Source organism: Paenibacillus peoriae, assembly GCF_022531965.1.
GTDB classification, from domain to species: domain Bacteria; phylum Bacillota; class Bacilli; order Paenibacillales; family Paenibacillaceae; genus Paenibacillus; species Paenibacillus polymyxa_D.
Genome location: NZ_CP092831.1, coordinates 4807241 through 4827376, shown reverse-complemented (window position 1 = coordinate 4827376; position 20136 = coordinate 4807241). Strand labels below are relative to the sequence as shown.

The following is a 20136-nucleotide window of genomic DNA, read 5'->3' as shown; positions in this document are numbered from 1 at the left end:
AGGGGGATACATCACCTTGAAAAGCCGATTTAACAAATACATTACGACATTCGCTGCTATTCTAATGTTGTTTTCTTTATTTTCACCATACGTAGGAGCAACCCCTGAAGTTGATTCCACTTCCCAAAATTTGACTGATTCAAGCACTACAGTCACTAGTGCTACTTATGCTACTTATGAGATGCCGGTAGAAGTACCCAGCACATATGCTGAGCCTACCAATGCTGTAACTACCACAGATGCGACCTATGCAGATGGAGAATACCTGATTGATTACAAACCTTTAAGAAAGACAGTCAGCGGTAGCACCAGAGATTCGAGTTTCAAAACAAACTATACCTATCCTGGAGATTTGATCATTAAGGATGGAAAATACCATTTTTCATTTAAGTTTGCGGAAACTCAAGGGCTATCGAAATTTTTAGTAGAACAAAACGGGGAAACAGTTCCCGCAAAAATAGAGGTGGATTCTGGGAAAGCTTCCGGGACTGTAAGCTTCGATGTTTATGATTTTCATCAAAATGTAAATACGGAGTTTGGATTTAATAGCAGTTCTCCGTGGTATGTAGATACCGATCCAGATCGTTCGGTGAAGGAATGGATTGAGTTTGATCCTTCCAGCTTGAGACTTAAAAACTCAACGGAGAATCCAACGGTTCCACCTGTAACACCACCGGTGACGCCTCCTAATGCAGGAGAAAAACTTTCTGATTTGGACTTTACCCTTTTGAAAGATGGAACCAATGAAAAGTCTATGATGGATGGGTATACGGAGAAACCAGGCTCACTAATTGAGCGTGGAGGTAAACAATATGCCCAGTTTACATTAAAGAACAGCAAACAGATTGATGGTTTTAAGGTAGAGCAAAATGGGGTGTTAACCGACACTTCTGTTGTAAGTGAAGATCAAACTGCGAATACACGAGTGATCGAGTTTGAAGTGAAAGAACTGCCTGCCAAGCTCAACGCATGGGTGAGCATCAACTGGCCTGAGCTGGGCTACGTGCATACTTATAATGTAGATCTTCAGATGTCTTCTGCACCCGCCCCATCAGATTTGGCGGATGGAACGTATTCTATTAATTTTAATACCCTGCACGCCACAAAAGATCAGCCATCAGCCATGGCACAGTATCTGTTGTCTCCGGCAACTTTGACGGTAGCGAAGGGACAAAAAGAAGTTTCCTTCACCATTAAAGACAGCACTACAGTGACGGAATTCAAAACTGAACAAAATGGAACGTTGACGGATGCAGATATTGTAAGTGTGGACAAGACCGCCAATACACGTATTGTGAAATTCAAAGTAGCGGATTTGGACGCGATTTTGAATGCGCAGGTACATGTGAGCACGACCTATCCAGGTGGGGTTTATGAGATGGACCATAAACTTCGTCTTCAGTTCGATAAAAACAGTATCTCGGGAACGGACAACGGTTCAACTCCAGTAACGTCAAATCTGGACTTCACGCTGTTAAAAGACGGTTCAAGTGAAAAGTCTATGATGGATGGATATACAGAAAAACCGGGTACTCTGGTTGAACGTAAAGGCAAGAAATATGTACAGTTCACTTTGAAAAACAGCAAACAAATTGACGGCTTTAAAGTAGAACAAAATGGAGTATTGACCAACACGACCGTAGTAAGTGAAGATCAAACGGCGAATACACGTGTTATCGAATTTGAGGTTAAGGAAGTGCCTGCCAAACTGAATGCATGGGTAAGCATCAACTGGCCTGAGCTGAACTATGTAGAAACCTATGATGTCGATCTTCAATTAGGAGCGGCAACAACCCCGGTTGATCCTGGGACGCCAGGCACACCAGGCACGCCCGGAAAGAATTTAGCTGATGGAACGTATTCAATCAACTTCGATGCGCTGCACGCAATCAAAGATCAAAAATCGGCCATGGCGCAATATTTATTGTCTCCGGCCACACTGACGGTATCAAAAGGCAAGTATGAAGCCTCCTTTACCATCAAAGACAGCACCACCGTGACAGAGTTTAAAACAGAACAAAGCGGGACACTTACGGATGCAGATATCGTTAGTGAGGACAGGAATGCTAATACACGTGTTGTGAAATTCAAAGTGGCGGATTTGGACGCTATTCTGAATGCACAGGTACATGTGAGCACGACCTATCCAGGTGGGGTTTATGAGATGGATCATAAGCTTCGTCTGCAATTTGACCGCAGCAGCATTACAGCTAAAGGACCGGATAACGGAACCACAACCCCAGTTGAAAATGGCAGATACAGCATTGATTTCTCCGTACTCAAAAACGGAAGCAATGAAATATCTGTGATGGATGGATATATGCAAAAGCCAGCCACACTGTTAAAACAGTCTGGTAAAAATATCATTCAGATCAAAATGGACAAGAGCAGCTGGATCAAAACGTTCAAAGTAAATGGTGCAGAGGCTCAGGTTGTCGATCAATCGAGCTCCGCAAATACAAGAACAGTACAATTTGAAGTGCCAAATCTGTCGGATAAAGTGACAGTGAACACGCATGTCATCGTACCTGGATTGGATTTGAGTGGCATCCCATATGATCACGTGTATGATGTGCAGTTCCAATTCGAGCCTGCTACCATTCGAAGCTTTGTTGAGCCTACCTCTTCAGGGGCGGCTGATCCTATCGTTAAATTGGATTTCGACAAGCTTGCCAATGGTAAATATGCATTGAAATTCAGCATTGTGCTGCCAGATGGTATTACAGGTTCTGAATCTCCGGCTCAACGTTTCATCACCAATGAACCAGCGCAATTGGTCGTGGAAGGCGACAAACGGTTTGTAGGTCTGAAGCTGCAAAACAGCAATGAAGTGAAGACGCTGCGCATTTGGGACAACGCAAGCGGGGACTACCGAGATGCAGAAGTGACCCAGGAAGATGCAGCAAGCAATACGAAGCACGTTCGTTTTAGCGTAAGTGACTTTAAGAGCAATGTAAAAGGCCAACTGGTTATCTACGAAGCTCCTAAAGTGGCAAGTAGCGCTCCGATGGTTTTCAAGGCGGAGGATCGAGTAGAAAAGGTATATGATTTTGAATTTAAATTCGATACCAGCAATGTATCTTATCACAACGAAACCAAAGCAGACGAAGTAGAACAGGGGAAAAATAACTTGGCCGATGGAGAGTACACTGCGAACTTCCGTGTACTGGCGAACGGAACAGACAAGGATTCTCTAGTGGCTCCTTTTGTGCAGAGTCTAGCGAAGTTGATTGTGAAAAATGGCAAGGTTCAGGCTCATGTAACCGTTACGGACAACCAGGCTTTGAAGCTATTCCAAACGGATTTTGAAGGTCGTTATGCCAATCCGACGATTATGGGTTCGGACACTAAAGGTGACACGCACACGATTGCGTTCGAAGTACCTGATCTGGATAAAAAGTTGAGTGTGTACACACAGGTATATCTGCCTGAGAAATACATTCTAAATGAGAAATTCGGCGGTCAGATTCAATTTGACCGTGCATCGCTTAAAGGTGAGGGAGTTAATACAGCTACAACCGTAACCCCTACTGAACCGATAGTAGCTTCTACGGACAAGGCAGCAGAAACAACTGCATCTGTAGCTGAAACCAAACCAGTAGTTGAGCAACCGGTTCAAATGGCTTCCGAGAAGCAATACACGATTAATTACAACGTATTTAAAGACAAAACGAGTGAAGCTTCCGTTATGGACGGTTATCTCGACAAGCCAGCCACACTGATTGAAAAGGGAGACAAGCGCTATATCCAAGTGACTTTGAAAAATAGCTCTTGGATGCCAACTCTACAAGTGGAGCAAAACGGTACCCTGAAAGATGTAGAAGTGATCTCGACATCCGGCGATACACGTGTCGTTCAATTCGAGGTAGGGGACTTGTCCCAGAAAATCAGTGCTTACACACACGTTATTGTGCCTGGCTTGGTTCTTGGCGGAGTGCCGTATGATCACTGGTATACAGTTCAGTTCCAATTTGATGAAGCAAGCCTGAAAGCGAAGTAGCCTCAGGTTGTGACGTCAATGAAGCCCGAATAACAGCAAAGTTTGTATGCGAGCAAGTCTTGGTGCCTCGGCGTCAAGACTTGTCAGCATTTACATACCCGAGGAATTTGCAAAAATCCAATAAGCGACTTCTAGTGAACAATATGTAGATCAAACAGTCTAGTTCGTCTATATATTGCACTTTGGAGCGACTGGAATCGAATTTTGCTAAATCCTGATACCCGAAAAGTTAGGGTTCCTAATGCAGTTCTATATTTTGAATTGAGGTGACTGGATTTTCATGAAACGATATATAGCATGGGCTCAAGGAAGATCGTTTTGTTTGTATATGTTAATCGGCATCGTGATCTTGTTGCTGGCCGGATGTTCGGGAGGAGGACAGGCTGGACAGAATCAGAGCGATGGTTCGAAATCAACGGCAACATCTGATGCAAACGGAAAGTCGTCTGACGGTAAAGCTCAAGCTCCTCGTATTGTGGCGACTACGGTAGCCATTGCGGAAATCACGGATGCGCTGGGTTTGGATTTGGCAGGTAAGCCGACAAGCACGAAAGTGCTGCCTGACCGTTACAAGGATGTGCCTGATGTGGGTAATCCGATGAGCCCTGATATGGAAAAAGTGATGTCATTGAAGCCGACGGATGTACTGTCGGTGACGACACTGAAATATGATCTGGAGCCTAAATTTAAAGATTTGAAAATCAATGCCGAATTTTTGAATTTTGAAAGTCTCGCGAATATGCAAAAAGAAATTCAAAAGCTGGGAGACACGTTTGGCAAAGCCGAAAAGGCTAAAGAGATTAATGGAGCTTTGGATGCCAAAGTAGCCGAAATTCAACAAAAGATCAAAGGAAAGAAATCTCCTAAAGTATTGATTTTGCTGGGAGTACCGGGAAGCTATCTGGTGGCTACCGAGCATTCCTATATTGGGGATCTGGTTAAAATTGCAGGCGGAACAAATGTGGTTCAGGGCGAGAAGGTGGAGTTCATTGCCCACAATACCGAAGCCTTGCAGCAATCCAACCCTGATATCATTTTGCGCGCTGCACACGGGATGCCGGATGAAGTAGTGAAAATGTTCGATGAAGAGTTCAAAACCAACGATATCTGGAAGCATTTCAACGCTGTGAAAAATGGGCATGTCTATGATCTGCCTGAACCGTTGTTTGGCACAACAGGGAATCTAGCGGCAAACTCGGCGCTAGATGAGCTGATGAAAATGCTGTATCCTTCGAATTAAAGGAAGCTGATGACATGTCCAAAAAAGGTTGGAGTCTTATTGTTGTAATGGTCTTGCTCGTCGGCGTCATGTTATATTCAGCGATGACAGGTAGTCTCAAGGTGGATTTGAGTCAGTTGGTCACCGGATTGTGGACAGGTACAGATGATCAGGTGAATGTGGTCAAGGACCTGAGACTACCGAGAATTATCGTAGCCGTGATGGCAGGTGCAGCACTTGCAGTGGCGGGTGTCTTGCTGCAAGCTGTTATGAAAAACCCGCTGGCAGATGCCGGAGTTATCGGCATTTCTTCGGGAGCAGCATTGATCTCGCTGATTGCGGTGACGGTCTTTCCAATGCTTTATTTCTGGATGCCGTTCTTTTCATTTATTGGCGGTGCGATAGCTTGTTTAATGGTTTATGGATTTTCATGGAGATCCGGCTTGCATCCGATTCGTCTCATTCTGATCGGGGTAGCTGTGAATGCCATTTTTTCTGGTTTAGGTCAGTCATTTAATTATCGAGGCAGTTATGCGGTCACCAGCATTAACCAGGTTACTACTTCAACCTTGTCTATGAAAAAATGGGTAGATGTCGAGGTTATTGTGACCTATGGCGGGATTGGACTAATTTTGGCCATGCTCGTGTTCTCTTGGTGCAATTTCTTGTCCCTTCAAGATAAAACAGCTAAAAATCTGGGATTCAATGTAACACGCGCACGACTTTTGATTTCTGTGATTGCAGTGCTGCTTGCAGCAACGGCTACAGCCATCGCAGGAGTGATTGCCTTTATCGGCCTGCTCGTTCCGCATTGTGCCCGCTACCTAGTTGGCTCGGATCATAAGTGGTTGATTCCATTTTCAGCCTTATGCGGTGGCTTGTTGCTGCTGCTCGCGGATACTCTGGGGCGGACGGTGCTTGCTCCCAATGAAATCCCGGCTTCTATTATTATGGCCGTCATTGGCGGGCCGTTCCTGATATTCCTGATCAGAAAGGCGGATCGCAGCTATGGACATTAAGGATATAACCTTCTCATATGATCGGAAAACAGATCGTCTGCACGCTATTCATGCTGTTATTGAGTCGGGACGGATTACGACCATTATTGGTCCCAACGGATGCGGCAAATCGACGCTGCTCAGCGTGATGTCCAACAATGCTGTTCCCCGCTTGGGACAGGTGATTCTGGACGGCAAGGAGATAGCCCACTACAAGCCCAAGGAGCTGGCCCGTCAATTGGCGGTAGTCCATCAGCAGAACGAGGCACCTTCCGACCTGACTGTAGAAAAGCTCGTAAGCTTCGGCAGGTTGCCGCATAAGAACATGTTCACAGCGAGGCGTGACGAGGATGAGGAGGCGATCGAGTGGGCGATAGCCTGTACTAACCTGAACGAACGTAGAACTCGCACGTTGGATCAACTCTCAGGAGGAGAACGGCAGCGTGTATGGATTGCAATGGCCTTGGCACAGCGGACTCCCATTTTATTTTTGGATGAGCCGACCACCTATTTGGATATGTACTACCAGCTTGAAATTTTAGAGCTCATTCGGCAGTTAAACCAGGAACATGGACTGACAATCGTGATGGTGCTGCATGATATCAATCAGGCTATTCGGTATAGCGATGTAATGATTGCCATGAAGGAAGGGCGTATTATAGCGAACGGCCCACCTACAGAGGTCGTTACATCTGAACTGATCCAGGCAGTTTATGATGTGGAGGTCGTAATCAAACAGGATGATGAAGCGGGCATGTATCTCATTCCGATAGGAGTCGGGGCTTCCTGACATTTACAAGCATACGGAACATTATTGCTGCGACTGAATAACGCGTTTGTCCTCACGGCATTTCAACGAAATTAAAACATGAAAATGGCTCTGGTCCATGTGTTTTGTCAGGTGACAACCGTGGAGACAGAAGCATTTTTTATTTTATTTATAAGATATTGGATGAGATTCAGGGACGGTTATGCTTATACTACGGTTCGAATCCGATCTTTTGTGTGTTATACTATTGCCGTCGGTAATTTTGTGTTTAGCACTTAACTAATGATAAGGATGGTATGCTTATATGATCAGTACAAGCGGCGTAACGCTTCGTTATGGGAAACGCCCACTTTTTGAAGACGTAAATATCAAATTTACTCCTGGGAACTGCTACGGCCTGATTGGGGCGAATGGCGCGGGCAAATCCACTTTTTTGAAAATTCTTTCCGGTGAAATCGAAGCCAATTCAGGCGAGGTTCACATGACACCGGGCGAACGGATGGCAGTGCTCAAGCAGAACCATTATGAATACGATGAATTCCCGGTTCTGGAAACCGTTATTATGGGTCATACGCGTCTGTATGAAATCATGAAGGAAAAAGATGCGCTGTATGCCAAAACAGAATTTACTGAAGCAGACGGCCTGCGTGCCGGTGAACTGGAAGGCGAATTTGCGGAGCTGAACGGTTGGGATGCTGAGCCGGATGCAGCTTCCTTGCTGATCGGTCTTGGTATTCCTCGCGACCTGCATGACAAGAACATGTCTGAGCTGAGTGGTAATGACAAGGTACGTGTTCTCCTGGCTCAAGCGTTGTTTGGTCGTCCGAACAATTTGCTGCTTGATGAGCCTACCAACCATTTGGACCTCGAATCCATTCAATGGCTGGAAAATTTCTTGATGGACTATGAAGGCACCGTCATCGTCGTATCCCATGATCGTCACTTCCTGAACAAGGTATGTACGCATATTGCGGATATCGATTTTGGCAAAATCCAGATGTACGTCGGCAACTACGACTTCTGGTATGAGTCCAGCCAGCTTGCGCTTGCCTTGACGCGTGATGCCAACAAGAAAAAGGAAGAGAAGATCAAGGAACTGCAAGCCTTTATTCAGCGCTTTTCCGCGAATGCTTCCAAGTCCAAACAAGCTACTTCACGTAAAAAACAACTGGATAAAATTACGCTGGACGACATCCGTCCATCGAACCGTAAATATCCTTTCCTGAACTTCAAGCCTGAACGCGAAGCAGGCAAACAACTCTTGACAGTAGACCGCCTCAGTAAAACCGTTGAAGGCGAGCAAGTGCTGAATGAGTTCAGTCTGGTTGTGAACAAAGGCGATAAAATCGCGTTTGTTGGGCCGAACGGTTTGCCTAAATCGACGCTCTTCCAAGTATTGATGAACGAGATTGAAGCAGACAGCGGAGAATTTTCTTGGGGGATTACAACTAGCCAAGCTTATTTCCCGAAAGATAATTCCACCTATTTTGAAGGTGTGGACATGAATCTTGTGGAATGGCTCCGTCAATATTCCAAGGATCAGGACGAAACGTTCCTGCGTGGCTTCTTGGGACGTATGCTTTTCTCTGGTGAAGAAGCACTTAAGAAAGCAAGTGTACTGTCCGGGGGCGAAAAGGTTCGCTGTATGCTGGCGAAAATGATGCTGAACGGTGCCAATGTGCTGTTGCTGGAAGAACCGACCAACCACTTGGATTTGGAGTCCATTACAGCGCTGAACAATGGTCTGATTGATTTTGACGGTACTATATTGTTCACATCTCATGACCATCAGTTTATTCAAACGATTGCGAACCGCATTGTGGAAATTACACCAAACGGCGTAATCGACCGTACGATGAGCTATGATGAATACTTGGAAAATGAAGAAATCGCGAAATTGCGTGAACGTATGTATCCGGTAGAAATCGGCTAAAATTCCAACCGGCTATCTTCAACAACTAGATAAACGAAAGAGGAGCTCCTTTAGGCCATTGAGATGGCAGGGAGACTCCTCTTTTTCGTTTTTGTGCCATGCCCATAGCTTACCTGGCTCTGGCCGTGAGGTAAGATAGACCTCGCCAGACCTTTGGTACCCTATAAAGGCTATGAGGTGGCTTATGATCCGCCTGTACGACGGCGTTGGTTGTTCGGCTTCTTCGTATTTTGGCTTTTAAGTGTTTTGGTGGAACCGCCTTGAAAGCCGCCCTGCTGTGAAGCGCCGGACTGCTGTTTTTTTTGTGCCAGCTTTTCCCGAATGGCATCTGCGAGATTAACTTTACGTGGTTCATTGGCATCGCTCATGAATAAATTCCTCCTGTTGCCGCCAGATTCATGTCAATCATGTTGGATTGAAGAAAAACGCGGCTGTGTCCTCATTTTATACGTTTTTAAAAGAAGGGACAAGGGCAACAATGATAACACCCATCTGGGGTGGGGCGGGAGAGAAAACGTCTGTTTTTTGTGTGAAGGAAAAAATGTTTTGTGTAACCTACAGGAATGGGGCCTGGCAATACTTTTTCGTTGTTCCTACAGCGATGCAGAGCGGAAAGACTGTTTCTCTAGACCCACACAAAGTTCGTCTGCTATCCTGAAAATAACAGTTACCCAAAGGTGAATTGTTATTTTCAGGATAGCTACGCTGCTTGTTTGAAAAGTTAATGTTGAGGGTTCAAGGCAGCGATGCTGCTATTTTTATTTTTGGGCCCGGTGAGGTCGTTCTGCTGGGAACTATATATTTGAAGGAGTGTCCTACGTTGTGGTAAATGTCTATGATGAAATCCGAAAAGGTGAGCGTGGGGCGTGGGTAAGCATTGCTGCTTATCTCTTGCTGTCCGCCTTTAAGCTGATTAGCGGGTATATATTTGCTTCTAGCGCATTGCGGGCGGATGGCTTCAATAATGTCACCGATATTGTAGTGTCGGTTGCTGTACTGGTTGGACTGAGAATTTCCCAAAAGCCACCGGACTCTGACCATGCCTATGGACATTTTCGGGCAGAAACGATCGCGGCGCTGCTGGCGTCCTTTATTATGGCTGTCGTCGGTTTGCAGGTGCTTATTGATGGGATCGGCAGCATTTTCAAGGGCGGAAAGCAAATACCGGATATCACCTCCGCGGGTGTAGCTGTGATTTGTGCCGTGATTATGCTGGGAGTGTACTTGTACAATAACAGGCTGGCACGGCAAATTAACAATAAGGCTTTGCTGGCAGCGGCCAAGGATAATCTATCGGATGCACTTGTCAGTGTTGGGGCAGCAGTTGGCATTATCGGCGCACAGTTCGGGCTACCCTGGCTGGATACTGTAGCTGCGATCGCGGTAGGATGTATCATTTGCAAAACAGCGTGGGATATTTTTAAGGATTCCACACACAGCTTGACCGATGGATTTGATGAGCAAGAACTGTCTGACTTACGAAGTACGATTGCCCGTATACCTGGAGTAGAGGGGATTCGGGACGTTAAGGCACGTGTACACGGCAATCATGCACTAGTGGATGTGGTCATTGAGGTGAATCCGCAACTCAGCCTGATTGAAGGGCATCGGATCAGCGACCGGATTGAGGAGCGCCTACAAGAGGTTCATAATACGATGCATGTCCATGTCCATGTAGAACCCAAATTATAGATTAATTATTAAATAGTTAGTATTAAAAGTGACTTTAGACCTATATGTAAAAGGCGTATACGCTTCCTTTTGTGACGTTTGGATTATATCTCTCTTCCTGCTGCTTTTACTATAATGAAGGCATGTCCGGCTATATTCGTCGGAATTGGATATGCTCTTCAAATTCGTAAAAACAGCCAGGAGGTGCAACATTGAGAAGACGCGTGATGGGAATGCTCATGACGTCAGCCGCGCTGTTGACAGCAATTCATGTGGCGCCGGGTCAGGTTGACGCAGCGGCATCAACAGCATCCACGGGACAGAAGGCGGTTATTCAGGCGGCTGTAAAGCTTAGATCCGGTCCTTCGACTACAGGGGATGTAGTCAGCTTTATGAAGCAGGGAGAGGCCGTAACGGTATTGGAGAAAACCAACAGCTATTGGTATAAGATCAAGACTTCTGATGGAGTAACCGGATACACTAGCAGCTCCGACAAGTACATAAAAGTTGGCGCTACCAGCGTCGCTGCTGCTGTCACCCCGTCTACCACTCGTAAATCGGAAGCCACAGAGTCAGTTAAAAATGTTTCAGCTAAAGAGGCTGTGGCCTCAGTGAATAGTTCTGCCGGTCAAACGAAAGCTACGATTCAAACGTCCGTTCGTTTGCGGGCGGAGGCATCCACTTCTTCCGAGGTCTTGGGCTATTTGAATGCAGGGGATGTCGTTACGATTACCGATCCAAGTAATGCCTATTGGTTCAAGGTTACCAATGCTGGTGGTACGGTGGGTTACGTCAGCTCGTCTCCACAGTATATTCGTATTGGTGAGGGCGTTGTTGTGCAGCAGCCTGTGTCTGCTCCGGTGACAACCACTCCTGATACTACTGCAATACCTGTGACAGCCTCTCCTGCGTCAACTATGAACATATTTTCCGGTGATGCAGCGGCTGCAATAGAGCAGGTTATTAACACGGGGATGACTTATCTCGGAACTCCATATGAATATGGTTCGGATCGTAGCAGTACGGCTACTTTTGATTGCTCGGCATTTACCCGTCAAATTTTCCGTCAGGCTGTAGGTATCCAGCTTCCGGCAGATTCTCGTTCACAGGGTGAGTGGATCAAGCAAAACAGTCAGCCGAATACGGACATGACTACGCTGAAGCGTGGCGATTTGCTCTTCTTTACAAATTATAATGCATCTTCCGGGGCGTACACGTCCTTGGATAACTCCTCCCAAACGATTACACACGTAGCTGTATATTTGGGAGACAACAAGCTTCTCCATACGTTTTCTGTAGCGGGTGGCGGTGTAAAAGTTACGGATTTCAGCAAGCCTTGGCAGGACCGTTTCCTGTTTGGGGGCAGCGTGATTCAATAAAAGCGCCGCTAACTGTTAAAAAGCTGCATCAAAAAAGGATGTTCCACAGCCCTGTTGACCAGGGTGGGAACATCCTTTTTTTATAGACATTTAGAATATTGCTTTTGTGCAGCTAGCATCCGATAACTATGAAACCCGTTTTCTTCTGGTGAAGAGTGAAATGACGAACAACACCAGAAATATCACAAATAATATTTTAGCGATTGTAGCAGCTACGGACACGACGATACCAAAAAAACCTAAGATACCGGCGATCACAGCAAAAATTAAGAATAAAGCGGACCATTTTAGCATGTTCTGTATCCTCCTTTAATTGTATATAATGTGGCATACTCACGCCCCGATAGAGCATGGTTGCAGATGATGGAGACTTCTATAGAATATTCGTGTCTGTGCCATCGTTATACGTTGTTTTAAACGGTGTGAGAGTCCGTGAATCATAACGTTTGGAGCGGAGAAGAAGCCAGCCTGGACGTTGTTTCGTGTCTGAATCTAAAGGGTAACTATGCAGTAATCATAAACATCATCGTGAAAGACGAAAGAGAGGTTACGCTATGTTAACACAGGTCAGCATTTTTATTATTGCTATCGCATTTGCAGTTCTCGTTATTTTCCTCATTAAAACGTTGAAAGCAGCACAAGGCTCTTTGGATAAGGTGACTCAAACCTTGCAGGATGTACAAAAAACGATTGATGAACTGAGTTATGAAGTAAAACAAACGGTTCGACATGCGAATGACATCACCGCAGATGTTGATCATAAATTGAAGCAAGTGGAGCCAGTGATGGAATCGGTTAGAAATTTGGGGGAGGTACTCAGCGAAGTGACGTTGGCTGCCAAGCAGGCTTCAACAGCGTTAATGACACGGTTTCAGAAATCGCATAGCGCTGCGAGTAATACTTCCAGAACGGATAACGCGATCAAGGCAACGACATCGAATAGACCTTTGACCGCAACGGAGCGGACGGTTCAGAGCTACAATGCGACTTATGAGGAGCCTGCGGCCAAGCCAGGTAAAAACTGGTTGGGTTATGTAGACATCGCTGCTGGGGTGTGGCAGAAAATGCGTCAGTAGCATAGTGGCTGAACCGTAAACTACAGGAAATTCATTGAAAGGGTGAGATTTATGATGAAGACGTTATTACTAGCTGCTGGTTTGCTCACTCCCTTTTCCGGACAGGATACGGTTCAGCAAACCGTTTCCCCGCAAATAGCGGGACATGTGGTTAGGACTGTGCAGACGATACCCGCTCCACATGCTGTACCAGCAGATTTTCATACCTTAAATGGCATATCTTTGGATGATACACGTGCTGATGTATTGAAAAAGCTGGGCAAGCCACAGCGAGTCAAAAAGGATAAGTTGCTGCTTTCTACAGAATACCAATATCCAGATGTTGTGGTAGGTATGCGTGAGGACGTCGTTTCTTATGTGCATGTAGATCCTGCTGCCGGTCGAATCAAGGTGAATGATAAGTGGCTGCCGCTGCAACGGAAAACGCTCGATCAGGCGCTGGGTGGCTCGCAATTCACGGCGGAAGACGGAGAGGTATATGTACGCGGACAACGTGCAATCAAAGTGTTTATGGATGAGACGTCTGATAAACCTAAGTATGTTGAGTTTTTTGATGAAACGGAATGGTAATTGATTTTTTTAAGGCATGACATAACATGGAAGTTTCAAATGGATATGTGAAGTGTAATAGTCAGAGAAGTCAATCCTTAAAGGAGCGTGAGAAACATGAATCAGACCAATCATAAATCTTATGCCAAAGTGGTAGATAACGGTGTACAAGCCGTTGAAGCAGTAAATGAGTTGCGTAACACAGGCTATCGTTATGAGGATGTGTTCGTGCTCGCTCATGATCAGGATCGGACAGATCGTATTGCCGATACGGTGGATGCCAAGGAAATCGGGATTAAGGAAGAGGGCGTTTTCGATTCATTAGCCAACTTGTTCCGTTCCCGCGGCGATGAGCTTCGCGCTAAAATTACTTCCTTGGGATTTACAGATACGGAAGCTGACTTTTATGAAAAAGAACTGGATCAGGGGAAAGTGCTGGTCATTGCTAAAAAAGCGTGATATCGCTGTTCACTATAAGAGCAGCGTGACATTAGATTCGAAAAAGAGGAAGTTGACCGCAGCACAAGTGTTTCGCGGGTCCTCCAAAAACATAGATAAGGAATGGGGTTCAGCCTCATTCCTTATCTATGTTTTTGGAATGCCTTCTTACGGAAACACTACTACTAATCAACAAGGGTGTTGCCGTTTAAGTAGGTATAGTATAATACATGAGTTACAGATAAGGAGAAGCCAATGAGAATTCTAATTGTTGACGATAACCCGACGAATATCATTATTATTCGTGAGATACTAAAAAAAGAAAATTATCGGGATGTGATCTCTGCTAACTCGGCCGCAGAAATGTTAGAGCATCTGGGAATAGGCGATCGTACCATTAGTCTCAGGCCCCGTCCTTCAGATATTGATCTGGTGCTGCTGGATATGATGATGCCTGAAATGGACGGCATTGAAGCTTGCAGTATTGTGCAGGAATATGAGCATTTAAAAGATATCCCGATTATTATGGTAACGGCTGTAGGTGATTCTAAAAAATTGGCTGAAGCTCTGGATGTGGGAGCCGTCGATTACGTCACGAAGCCGATCAACAAGGTAGAGCTAATGGCGCGAATCCGATCTGCCTTGCGTCTCAAATTGGAGAAGGACTGGCATAAGGATCGGGATCAGCGAATTCAGGATGAGTTGAAGCTGGCCGCGATGGTGCAGCAAGCGGTACTTAGTCCTGCCATTCAGGACCCGGTGCTGCAAGTAAATGCGCTCTATCAGCCTTCCTTTGAACTGGCAGGGGATTTATATTCTTGGTATCCGTTAGGGGAGGGGCGATATGCCATCATTTTGCTGGATATGATGGGACATGGCATTTCTTCTTCGCTGTTCTGCATGTTCATTGCATCTGTACTTAAGGACACGGTGACCACGTATGTGGAGCCTGAGAAGGTCATACAAGAGCTGAATCGTCGTTTTAATCAACTGGATCTGGGCAAACAGCTGGTACAGTATTATTTTACGGCGATTTATATGGTGATTGATACCCGTGCACGGCGAATTGACTATGTAAATGCGGGACATCCTCCCGGTTTGTTGTTCAACCAGGATGGTAGCATTACCAAATTTGACCGTGCATGCAGCCCGGTTGGTTTATTTGATAAGATTGATGCAGAAATGCACACGATTCATTATGAAGGAACAGGGCATATCGCTTTGTATACGGATGGCTTGCTGGAGGCGGTGGAAGGTGAATATGAGGAGCAGTTGGAGTATCTGACTGAGTGTCTGCGTAAATATGAGCAATGGAATGAAGAAGCGATGCTGGATGCTTTTTTTCGTAAAGAGGCGCCACAAGATCGTGATGATGATAAATGCCTGATCTGGATTTCGTTGAAAGAGGGAGAGAGCTTGCATGAAAATCAGAAATAAACTGCTGATTGGCTTTGGATCGCTTATGGCGATCCTCCTTGTGCTGACACTAATCAGCTATGACCGGATGGGGAGCCTGAATGAGCAGTTGAATCAGGTTTATCAGGATCGATATATGAAAGTCCGGAAAACAACAGCTATTCGCGGGCAGGTGAACGATATGGCCAAAGTGATGGCCAATCTGATCTTGAATCCAGGTTCCTCCGTTAGTGAGGCCAAACGCGAGCTGGACGATATTTCGGCTACTGGAACGAAAGTGCTGGCTAGTCTGCAAACGAATTCCGGCACCAGTGAAGAGCAACAGCAGGTTGATCGGGTAGCCGTCGCGTGGAATGAATTTTTAAGTTACGAACAAAGACTGGTCTCTTTGTTGGGGCAAGATCGTATTGATGAGGCTAACGCTTTCCGCAATAGTACTGGTTTGCCTGCCCAAGAGGAGGCGATGGATAGTATTAATGCCCTTGCCGTTTTTCAGGATCGGGAAATTGATAGCGACATGAAGCAAGCTAATTTGGCGTATGAAGAATCTGTGCAGATTACCACAATTCTGATGGCCGCCGGCCTGATCATGGGCTTACTGGTTATTTTGTGGGTGCTCCCAAGTATTGCCAAAGGTCTAAATGTCGTGAATCTCATGATTAATGGTTTTGGCAAGGGAAAGTACAGGGCCATCAGCCGAATGAGTGTTGCCTCCAAAGATGAAATCGGTGAGGTCGCTCGTGTATTTCAACAAATGGCCGGAGACTTGGAAGAAAAGCGGAAATTTGAACATTCCGTTCTTCAAACGCAGAAGGACCAAACTTGGCTTAATGCCAATACTGCTCGGGTGACTGAGTTGTTCCGTGGCGTAAATTCACTGGAGCAAGTTGCTCAGATGTTCATTAGTGAGTTTACGCCCATCTTGGGAGGCAGTTATGGAGCCATCTATTTGCAAGGAAAAGATGTAGAAGACAACCGATTTAAGTTATACGGCTCCTATGCAAAGGTGACTGGCGAAAATTCGATTAGAGACGTTATCCAGGTAGGCGAAGGGTTGCTCGGACAATGTGTTTTGGATCGTAAGCCGATCTTGATTACAGAGGCTCCTGACGGATATTTGTCCATAGGCTCTGCCTTAGGAGAAAGTAAGCCAGTGGGAATTATGATTTTCCCTATTTTGTTCGAAGATGAGTGCATCGGTGCTATAGAAATAGCGTCACTGGATCGCTTCAGTGATCTGGAAACGAAGCTGTTTGCTCAATTAGTAGAGAGCATGGGGATTATTCTGAACAATATCAAGGGACGGATGCGTGTAGAGCAATTGCTGCGCGAGTCCCAGGCACTTACTGAGGAATTGCAATGCCAGTCCGAGGAGCTACAAACTCAGCAAGAGGAACTCAAGCGCTCCAACGAAAATTTGGAGGAGCAAACAGAGGAACTCAAGCGTTCAGAGGAATTGTTACAGCGTCAACAAGAAGAATTGGAGCATTTTAATACTGAACTAATTGCCAAAACCAGAGCGCTAGAAGAACAGGTACGAGAAGTGGAAGAAAAGAACGACGAGATTGAACATGCACGAGCTCAGTTGGAACAACAGGCCATGCAGCTAGGAATCACAAGCAAATACAAATCTGAGTTTTTGGCCAATATGTCTCATGAGCTGCGTACTCCGCTAAATAGCTTGCTCATTCTTTCTCAGCTCTTGTCTGAGAACAAGGAAGGCAATCTCAAGCCGAAGCAGGTGGAATATGCACAAACCATTTATATGTCAGGCGCGGATTTGCTGAAAATGATTGATGAAATTCTGGATTTATCCAAAGTGGACGCTGGAAAAATGGATATTAACCATGAAGCGGTCCACTTGAAGGAACTGGAACTGTTTGTGGAGCAGAATTTTGCTCCGGTCGCAGCCCAACGTGGGCTTCAACTGCATACCGAGATCGAAGAGAACTTGCCAGATGCCATTATCAGTGACGGTTATCGTCTCAAACAAATTTTACGTAATTTGTTGTCCAATGCATTCAAGTTCACCACGGAAGGATCTATTCGTTTCAGTGTATCTCGGGCAAATGGAGAACAGCTTCCGGGTCTGCTAAATCCACGAAGATCCTATCTGGCTCTATCTGTGCATGATACGGGCATTGGGATTGCTTCCGATAAAACGGATCTGATCTTCGAAGCCTTCCAGCAGGTAGACGGTACAACCAGCCGGAAATATGGGGGGACAGGACTAGGTCTGTCAATCAGCCGCGAGCTTTCCAGATTGTTGGGCGGTGTGATTACGGTGGAATCCGAGCAGGGACAGGGCAGTTGCTTCACACTGTATTTGCCGGAACAAACGCCTACGGCTGAGGATATGGATTCTCATTCGAGAGAGGAATTTAACGGTACGGATGTGAATTCGAATTTTGAGAATGTTGCAGCCTCGGCAGAAACGGACCTTCCCATGATTATGCCTGCTAAACAGTTGCCATTATATCAGATACCTTCGAAAAACAAAGCGGAGGACATTATACATCCAGGGGACGACCGAAACGAGATTACCTCGCAGGATAAAGTGCTGCTGATTATTGAGGATGATATTAACTTTGCTAATATTTTGTACGATATGGCCCGTAGCCGGGGCTTTAAGGCACTGATCGCTCTCCAAGGAGACGATGGGCTCAACATGGCTCAGTCTTATTTGCCGGACGCTATTATATTAGATATTCAATTACCTGTGATGGATGGCTGGTCCATTTTAGGCGAGCTAAAAGGAAATTCATCGACACGTCATATTCCAGTGCATGTTATTTCAGTCATAGATGATGTGAAGCAGGGCCTAATGATGGGCGCGATTGCCTATCTCAAAAAGCCTTCCTCGAAGGAAAGTCTGGATAAGGCATTTTCACATATAAAATCGTATACAGACCAAATGGTCAAACGTCTTCTTGTGGTTGAAGATGACGATAATCAGCGTAAATCCATTATTGAGCTGATCGATCATGATGATGTTGCCATTACGGCGGTATCGACAGGTCAGGAAGCACTGAATGAGCTGGCCACTCAGCGGTATGACTGCATGGTACTGGATCTGATGCTGAGCGACATGACTGGTTTTGAGCTGCTGGATCGTATTCGAGAGAACGAGCAGCTAGCTGATCTGCCGATCATTATTTATACAGGCAAAGATCTGGATAACAAAGAAGAAACGCAACTTCGCAAATATGCAGAGTCTATTATTATTAAAGATGTTAAATCGCCGGAACGGCTTTTGGACGAAACAACGCTGTTCTTGCATCGTGTAGAGGCGAATCTTCCTGAGGACAAACGAAAAATTTTGCAAAAGCTATACAACAAGGAAGAGCTGTTTGAAGGTAAAAAAATATTGTTGGTAGACGATGATATTCGCAATGTATTTGCTCTGTCCAGTGTGCTGGAAAGCTATCGTATGGATGTTACCTTTGCCGAAAATGGAAGAGAAGCACTGGAACTGCTGGAACAGACACCTGATTTTGATCTGGTGCTGATGGATATGATGATGCCGGAAATGGATGGATATGAAGCGATGCGACGTATCCGGCTAATGCCACAATTCGAGAAGATGCCTATTATTGCCCTGACAGCCAAGGCCATGAAGGATGATCGTTCCAAGTGTATTGAGGCAGGCGCTTCCGATTATGTAAAAAAACCGATTCAAACCGAACAACTTTTATCATTAATGCGGGTGTGGTTGTATTCGTAACCCAAAAAAATGGGTAATATAAATCGACACATGATGGGAGCGGCACAGGCAAAACCTATTTAGGAATTGGAGAGAGATTATGACATCTAAGGATATGGCGGATAATGCTGCTAATGAAGTGAAATCGAATGATGCCGAGCGGGAATTGATTGAGATTGAGCTGTTGCTGGAAGGTATACATCGGCTGTACGGCTACGATTTCCGTAACTACGCTCTGCCTTCGATTAAGCGGCGTGTTTATTATCATGCGCAGTCCGAGAATGTAAGCACGATATCAGGACTTCAGGAGAAGGTGCTGCATGATCGCAGCGCCTTCGATAGGCTGGTACAGAGCCTTTCCATTCCGGTGACCGAGATGTTCCGTGACCCGGAGCTGTTTCTGAATTTCAGACAGAAAATCATTCCTATTTTGCGAACGTATCCGTATATTCGAATATGGCATGCAGGTTGCTCCACGGGTGAGGAAGTATATTCTATGGCGATCTTGCTGCATGAGGAAGGCTTATATGATAAGGCCCGCATTTATGCGACGGATATGAATAACCTGTCTTTACAGCAGGCGAAGGAAGGCGTATACGGGATCGACCGAATGAAGCTGTATACCAAAAATTATTTGGAGTCCGGGGGCACACAATCGTTCTCTGAATATTATACAGCCAAGTATGATTCAGTGATGTTTCATCCTTTTTTACGGAAAAATATTATTTTTGCGGAGCACAACTTAGCGACAGACCGGTCCTTTAACGAGTTCAATGTTATTTTTTGCCGGAATGTCATGATCTATTTTAACGACGAACTTCGCAACCATGTACATGGGTTGTTTTATGATAGCTTGAGTCATTTTGGCGTGTTGGTGCTTGGGGCCAAGGAATCCATACATTTTACCGATTATAGTGATTCCTACGAGCCGCTGGACCGGATAGAAAAAATATACCGGAAGATTAAATAGAGATGCTTAGGAGGA

The 20136-nt window shown here is 45.5% G+C and carries 15 protein-coding genes; 13 read left to right on the top strand and 2 right to left on the bottom strand.

The window, feature by feature from the left end; translation table 11 throughout:
* Window positions 1–16 precede the first annotated feature (16 nt).
* From MLD56_RS21470 to MLD56_RS21450, 5 genes are all read left to right on the top strand, one after another.
* Window positions 17–4000: an NEAT domain-containing protein gene (locus tag MLD56_RS21470; RefSeq protein WP_241113421.1), complete on the top strand. Its 3984-nt coding sequence runs from the start codon at window positions 17–19 to the stop codon at window positions 3998–4000.
* Between the two features lie 280 nt (window positions 4001–4280).
* A complete protein-coding gene (gene isdE / locus MLD56_RS21465; protein WP_241113420.1) occupies window positions 4281–5240 on the top strand; it encodes a heme ABC transporter substrate-binding protein IsdE in 960 nt (319 codons plus the stop codon).
* A gap of 14 nt (window positions 5241–5254) precedes the next feature.
* Window positions 5255–6238 carry a FecCD family ABC transporter permease gene (locus MLD56_RS21460; protein WP_241113419.1) on the top strand — a complete coding sequence of 328 codons (984 nt, stop codon included), beginning with the start codon at window positions 5255–5257 and terminating at the stop codon, window positions 6236–6238.
* Entirely contained in the window at window positions 6228–7007 is a 780-nt protein-coding gene (locus MLD56_RS21455; RefSeq protein ID WP_029517161.1) for an ABC transporter ATP-binding protein, read from the top strand. The genes MLD56_RS21460 and MLD56_RS21455 overlap by 11 nt, the downstream gene beginning before the upstream one ends.
* 283 nt (window positions 7008–7290) lie before the next feature.
* Complete coding sequence (locus MLD56_RS21450; protein WP_013311942.1) at window positions 7291–8919, top strand: ABC-F family ATP-binding cassette domain-containing protein; 1629 nt, start codon at window positions 7291–7293, stop codon at window positions 8917–8919.
* A gap of 182 nt (window positions 8920–9101) precedes the next feature.
* On the opposite strand, the gene MLD56_RS21445 is transcribed toward MLD56_RS21450, so the two are convergent.
* Complete coding sequence (locus tag MLD56_RS21445) at window positions 9102–9287, bottom strand: hypothetical protein (RefSeq protein WP_029517162.1); 186 nt, start codon at window positions 9285–9287, stop codon at window positions 9102–9104.
* A gap of 454 nt (window positions 9288–9741) precedes the next feature.
* On the opposite strand from MLD56_RS21445, the gene MLD56_RS21440 reads away from it, so the two are divergent.
* Both MLD56_RS21440 and MLD56_RS21435 read left to right on the top strand, forming a co-directional pair.
* Window positions 9742–10611, top strand: coding sequence for a cation diffusion facilitator family transporter (locus MLD56_RS21440; protein WP_029517164.1), 870 nt, complete (start codon window positions 9742–9744; stop codon window positions 10609–10611).
* 191 nt (window positions 10612–10802) lie between these two features.
* Window positions 10803–11969, top strand: a complete 1167-nt coding sequence (locus MLD56_RS21435) for a C40 family peptidase (RefSeq protein WP_029517165.1) — start codon at window positions 10803–10805, stop codon at window positions 11967–11969.
* A gap of 126 nt (window positions 11970–12095) precedes the next feature.
* Here the strand turns inward: MLD56_RS21435 and MLD56_RS21430 are convergent, their stop codons facing one another.
* Window positions 12096–12263, bottom strand: a complete 168-nt coding sequence (locus MLD56_RS21430; protein ID WP_029517166.1) for a DUF1328 domain-containing protein — start codon at window positions 12261–12263, stop codon at window positions 12096–12098.
* Window positions 12264–12523: 260 nt separating this feature from the next.
* Between MLD56_RS21430 and MLD56_RS21425 the strand changes: the two genes are divergently transcribed.
* The 6 genes from MLD56_RS21425 to MLD56_RS21400 all read left to right on the top strand — a co-directional run bounded on the left by MLD56_RS21425 (window position 12524) and on the right by MLD56_RS21400 (window position 20121).
* Window positions 12524–13045, top strand: a complete 522-nt coding sequence (locus tag MLD56_RS21425) for a DUF948 domain-containing protein (RefSeq protein WP_029517167.1) — start codon at window positions 12524–12526, stop codon at window positions 13043–13045.
* A gap of 51 nt (window positions 13046–13096) precedes the next feature.
* Window positions 13097–13615: a hypothetical protein gene (locus MLD56_RS21420; RefSeq protein ID WP_029517168.1), complete on the top strand. Its 519-nt coding sequence runs from the start codon at window positions 13097–13099 to the stop codon at window positions 13613–13615.
* A 96-nt stretch (window positions 13616–13711) separates the two neighbouring features.
* Window positions 13712–14053, top strand: coding sequence for a YflT domain-containing protein (locus MLD56_RS21415; RefSeq protein ID WP_023990277.1), 342 nt, complete (start codon window positions 13712–13714; stop codon window positions 14051–14053).
* Window positions 14054–14287: 234 nt separating this feature from the next.
* On the top strand, window positions 14288–15469 hold the full coding sequence (locus tag MLD56_RS21410; RefSeq protein WP_029517169.1) for a PP2C family protein-serine/threonine phosphatase: 1182 nt from the start codon (window positions 14288–14290) through the stop codon (window positions 15467–15469).
* Window positions 15453–19172 carry a response regulator gene (locus tag MLD56_RS21405; RefSeq protein WP_029517170.1) on the top strand — a complete coding sequence of 1240 codons (3720 nt, stop codon included), beginning with the start codon at window positions 15453–15455 and terminating at the stop codon, window positions 19170–19172. Before MLD56_RS21410 ends, MLD56_RS21405 begins: the two co-directional genes overlap by 17 nt.
* Before the next feature lie 79 nt (window positions 19173–19251).
* A complete protein-coding gene (locus tag MLD56_RS21400) occupies window positions 19252–20121 on the top strand; it encodes a CheR family methyltransferase (RefSeq protein WP_029517171.1) in 870 nt (289 codons plus the stop codon).
* Window positions 20122–20136 lie beyond the last annotated feature (15 nt).

Bases quoted from the DNA above. Each gene is read 5' to 3' on its own strand.
- MLD56_RS21460 (WP_241113419.1), top strand. From the start codon at position 5,255: ATGTCCAAAAAAGGTTGGAGTCTTATTGTTGTAATGGTCTTGCTCGTC.
- MLD56_RS21405 (WP_029517170.1), top strand. From the start codon at position 15,453: ATGAAAATCAGAAATAAACTGCTGATTGGCTTTGGATCGCTTATGGCG.
- MLD56_RS21410 (WP_029517169.1), top strand. From the start codon at position 14,288: ATGAGAATTCTAATTGTTGACGATAACCCGACGAATATCATTATTATT.
- MLD56_RS21425 (WP_029517167.1), top strand. From the start codon at position 12,524: ATGTTAACACAGGTCAGCATTTTTATTATTGCTATCGCATTTGCAGTT.
- MLD56_RS21455 (WP_029517161.1), top strand. From the start codon at position 6,228: ATGGACATTAAGGATATAACCTTCTCATATGATCGGAAAACAGATCGT.
- MLD56_RS21415 (WP_023990277.1), top strand. From the start codon at position 13,712: ATGAATCAGACCAATCATAAATCTTATGCCAAAGTGGTAGATAACGGT.
- MLD56_RS21430 (WP_029517166.1), bottom strand. From the start codon at position 12,263: ATGCTAAAATGGTCCGCTTTATTCTTAATTTTTGCTGTGATCGCCGGT.
- MLD56_RS21400 (WP_029517171.1), top strand. From the start codon at position 19,252: ATGACATCTAAGGATATGGCGGATAATGCTGCTAATGAAGTGAAATCG.
- isdE (WP_241113420.1), top strand. From the start codon at position 4,281: ATGAAACGATATATAGCATGGGCTCAAGGAAGATCGTTTTGTTTGTAT.
- MLD56_RS21445 (WP_029517162.1), bottom strand. From the start codon at position 9,287: ATGAGCGATGCCAATGAACCACGTAAAGTTAATCTCGCAGATGCCATT.
- MLD56_RS21420 (WP_029517168.1), top strand. From the start codon at position 13,097: ATGATGAAGACGTTATTACTAGCTGCTGGTTTGCTCACTCCCTTTTCC.
- MLD56_RS21450 (WP_013311942.1), top strand. From the start codon at position 7,291: ATGATCAGTACAAGCGGCGTAACGCTTCGTTATGGGAAACGCCCACTT.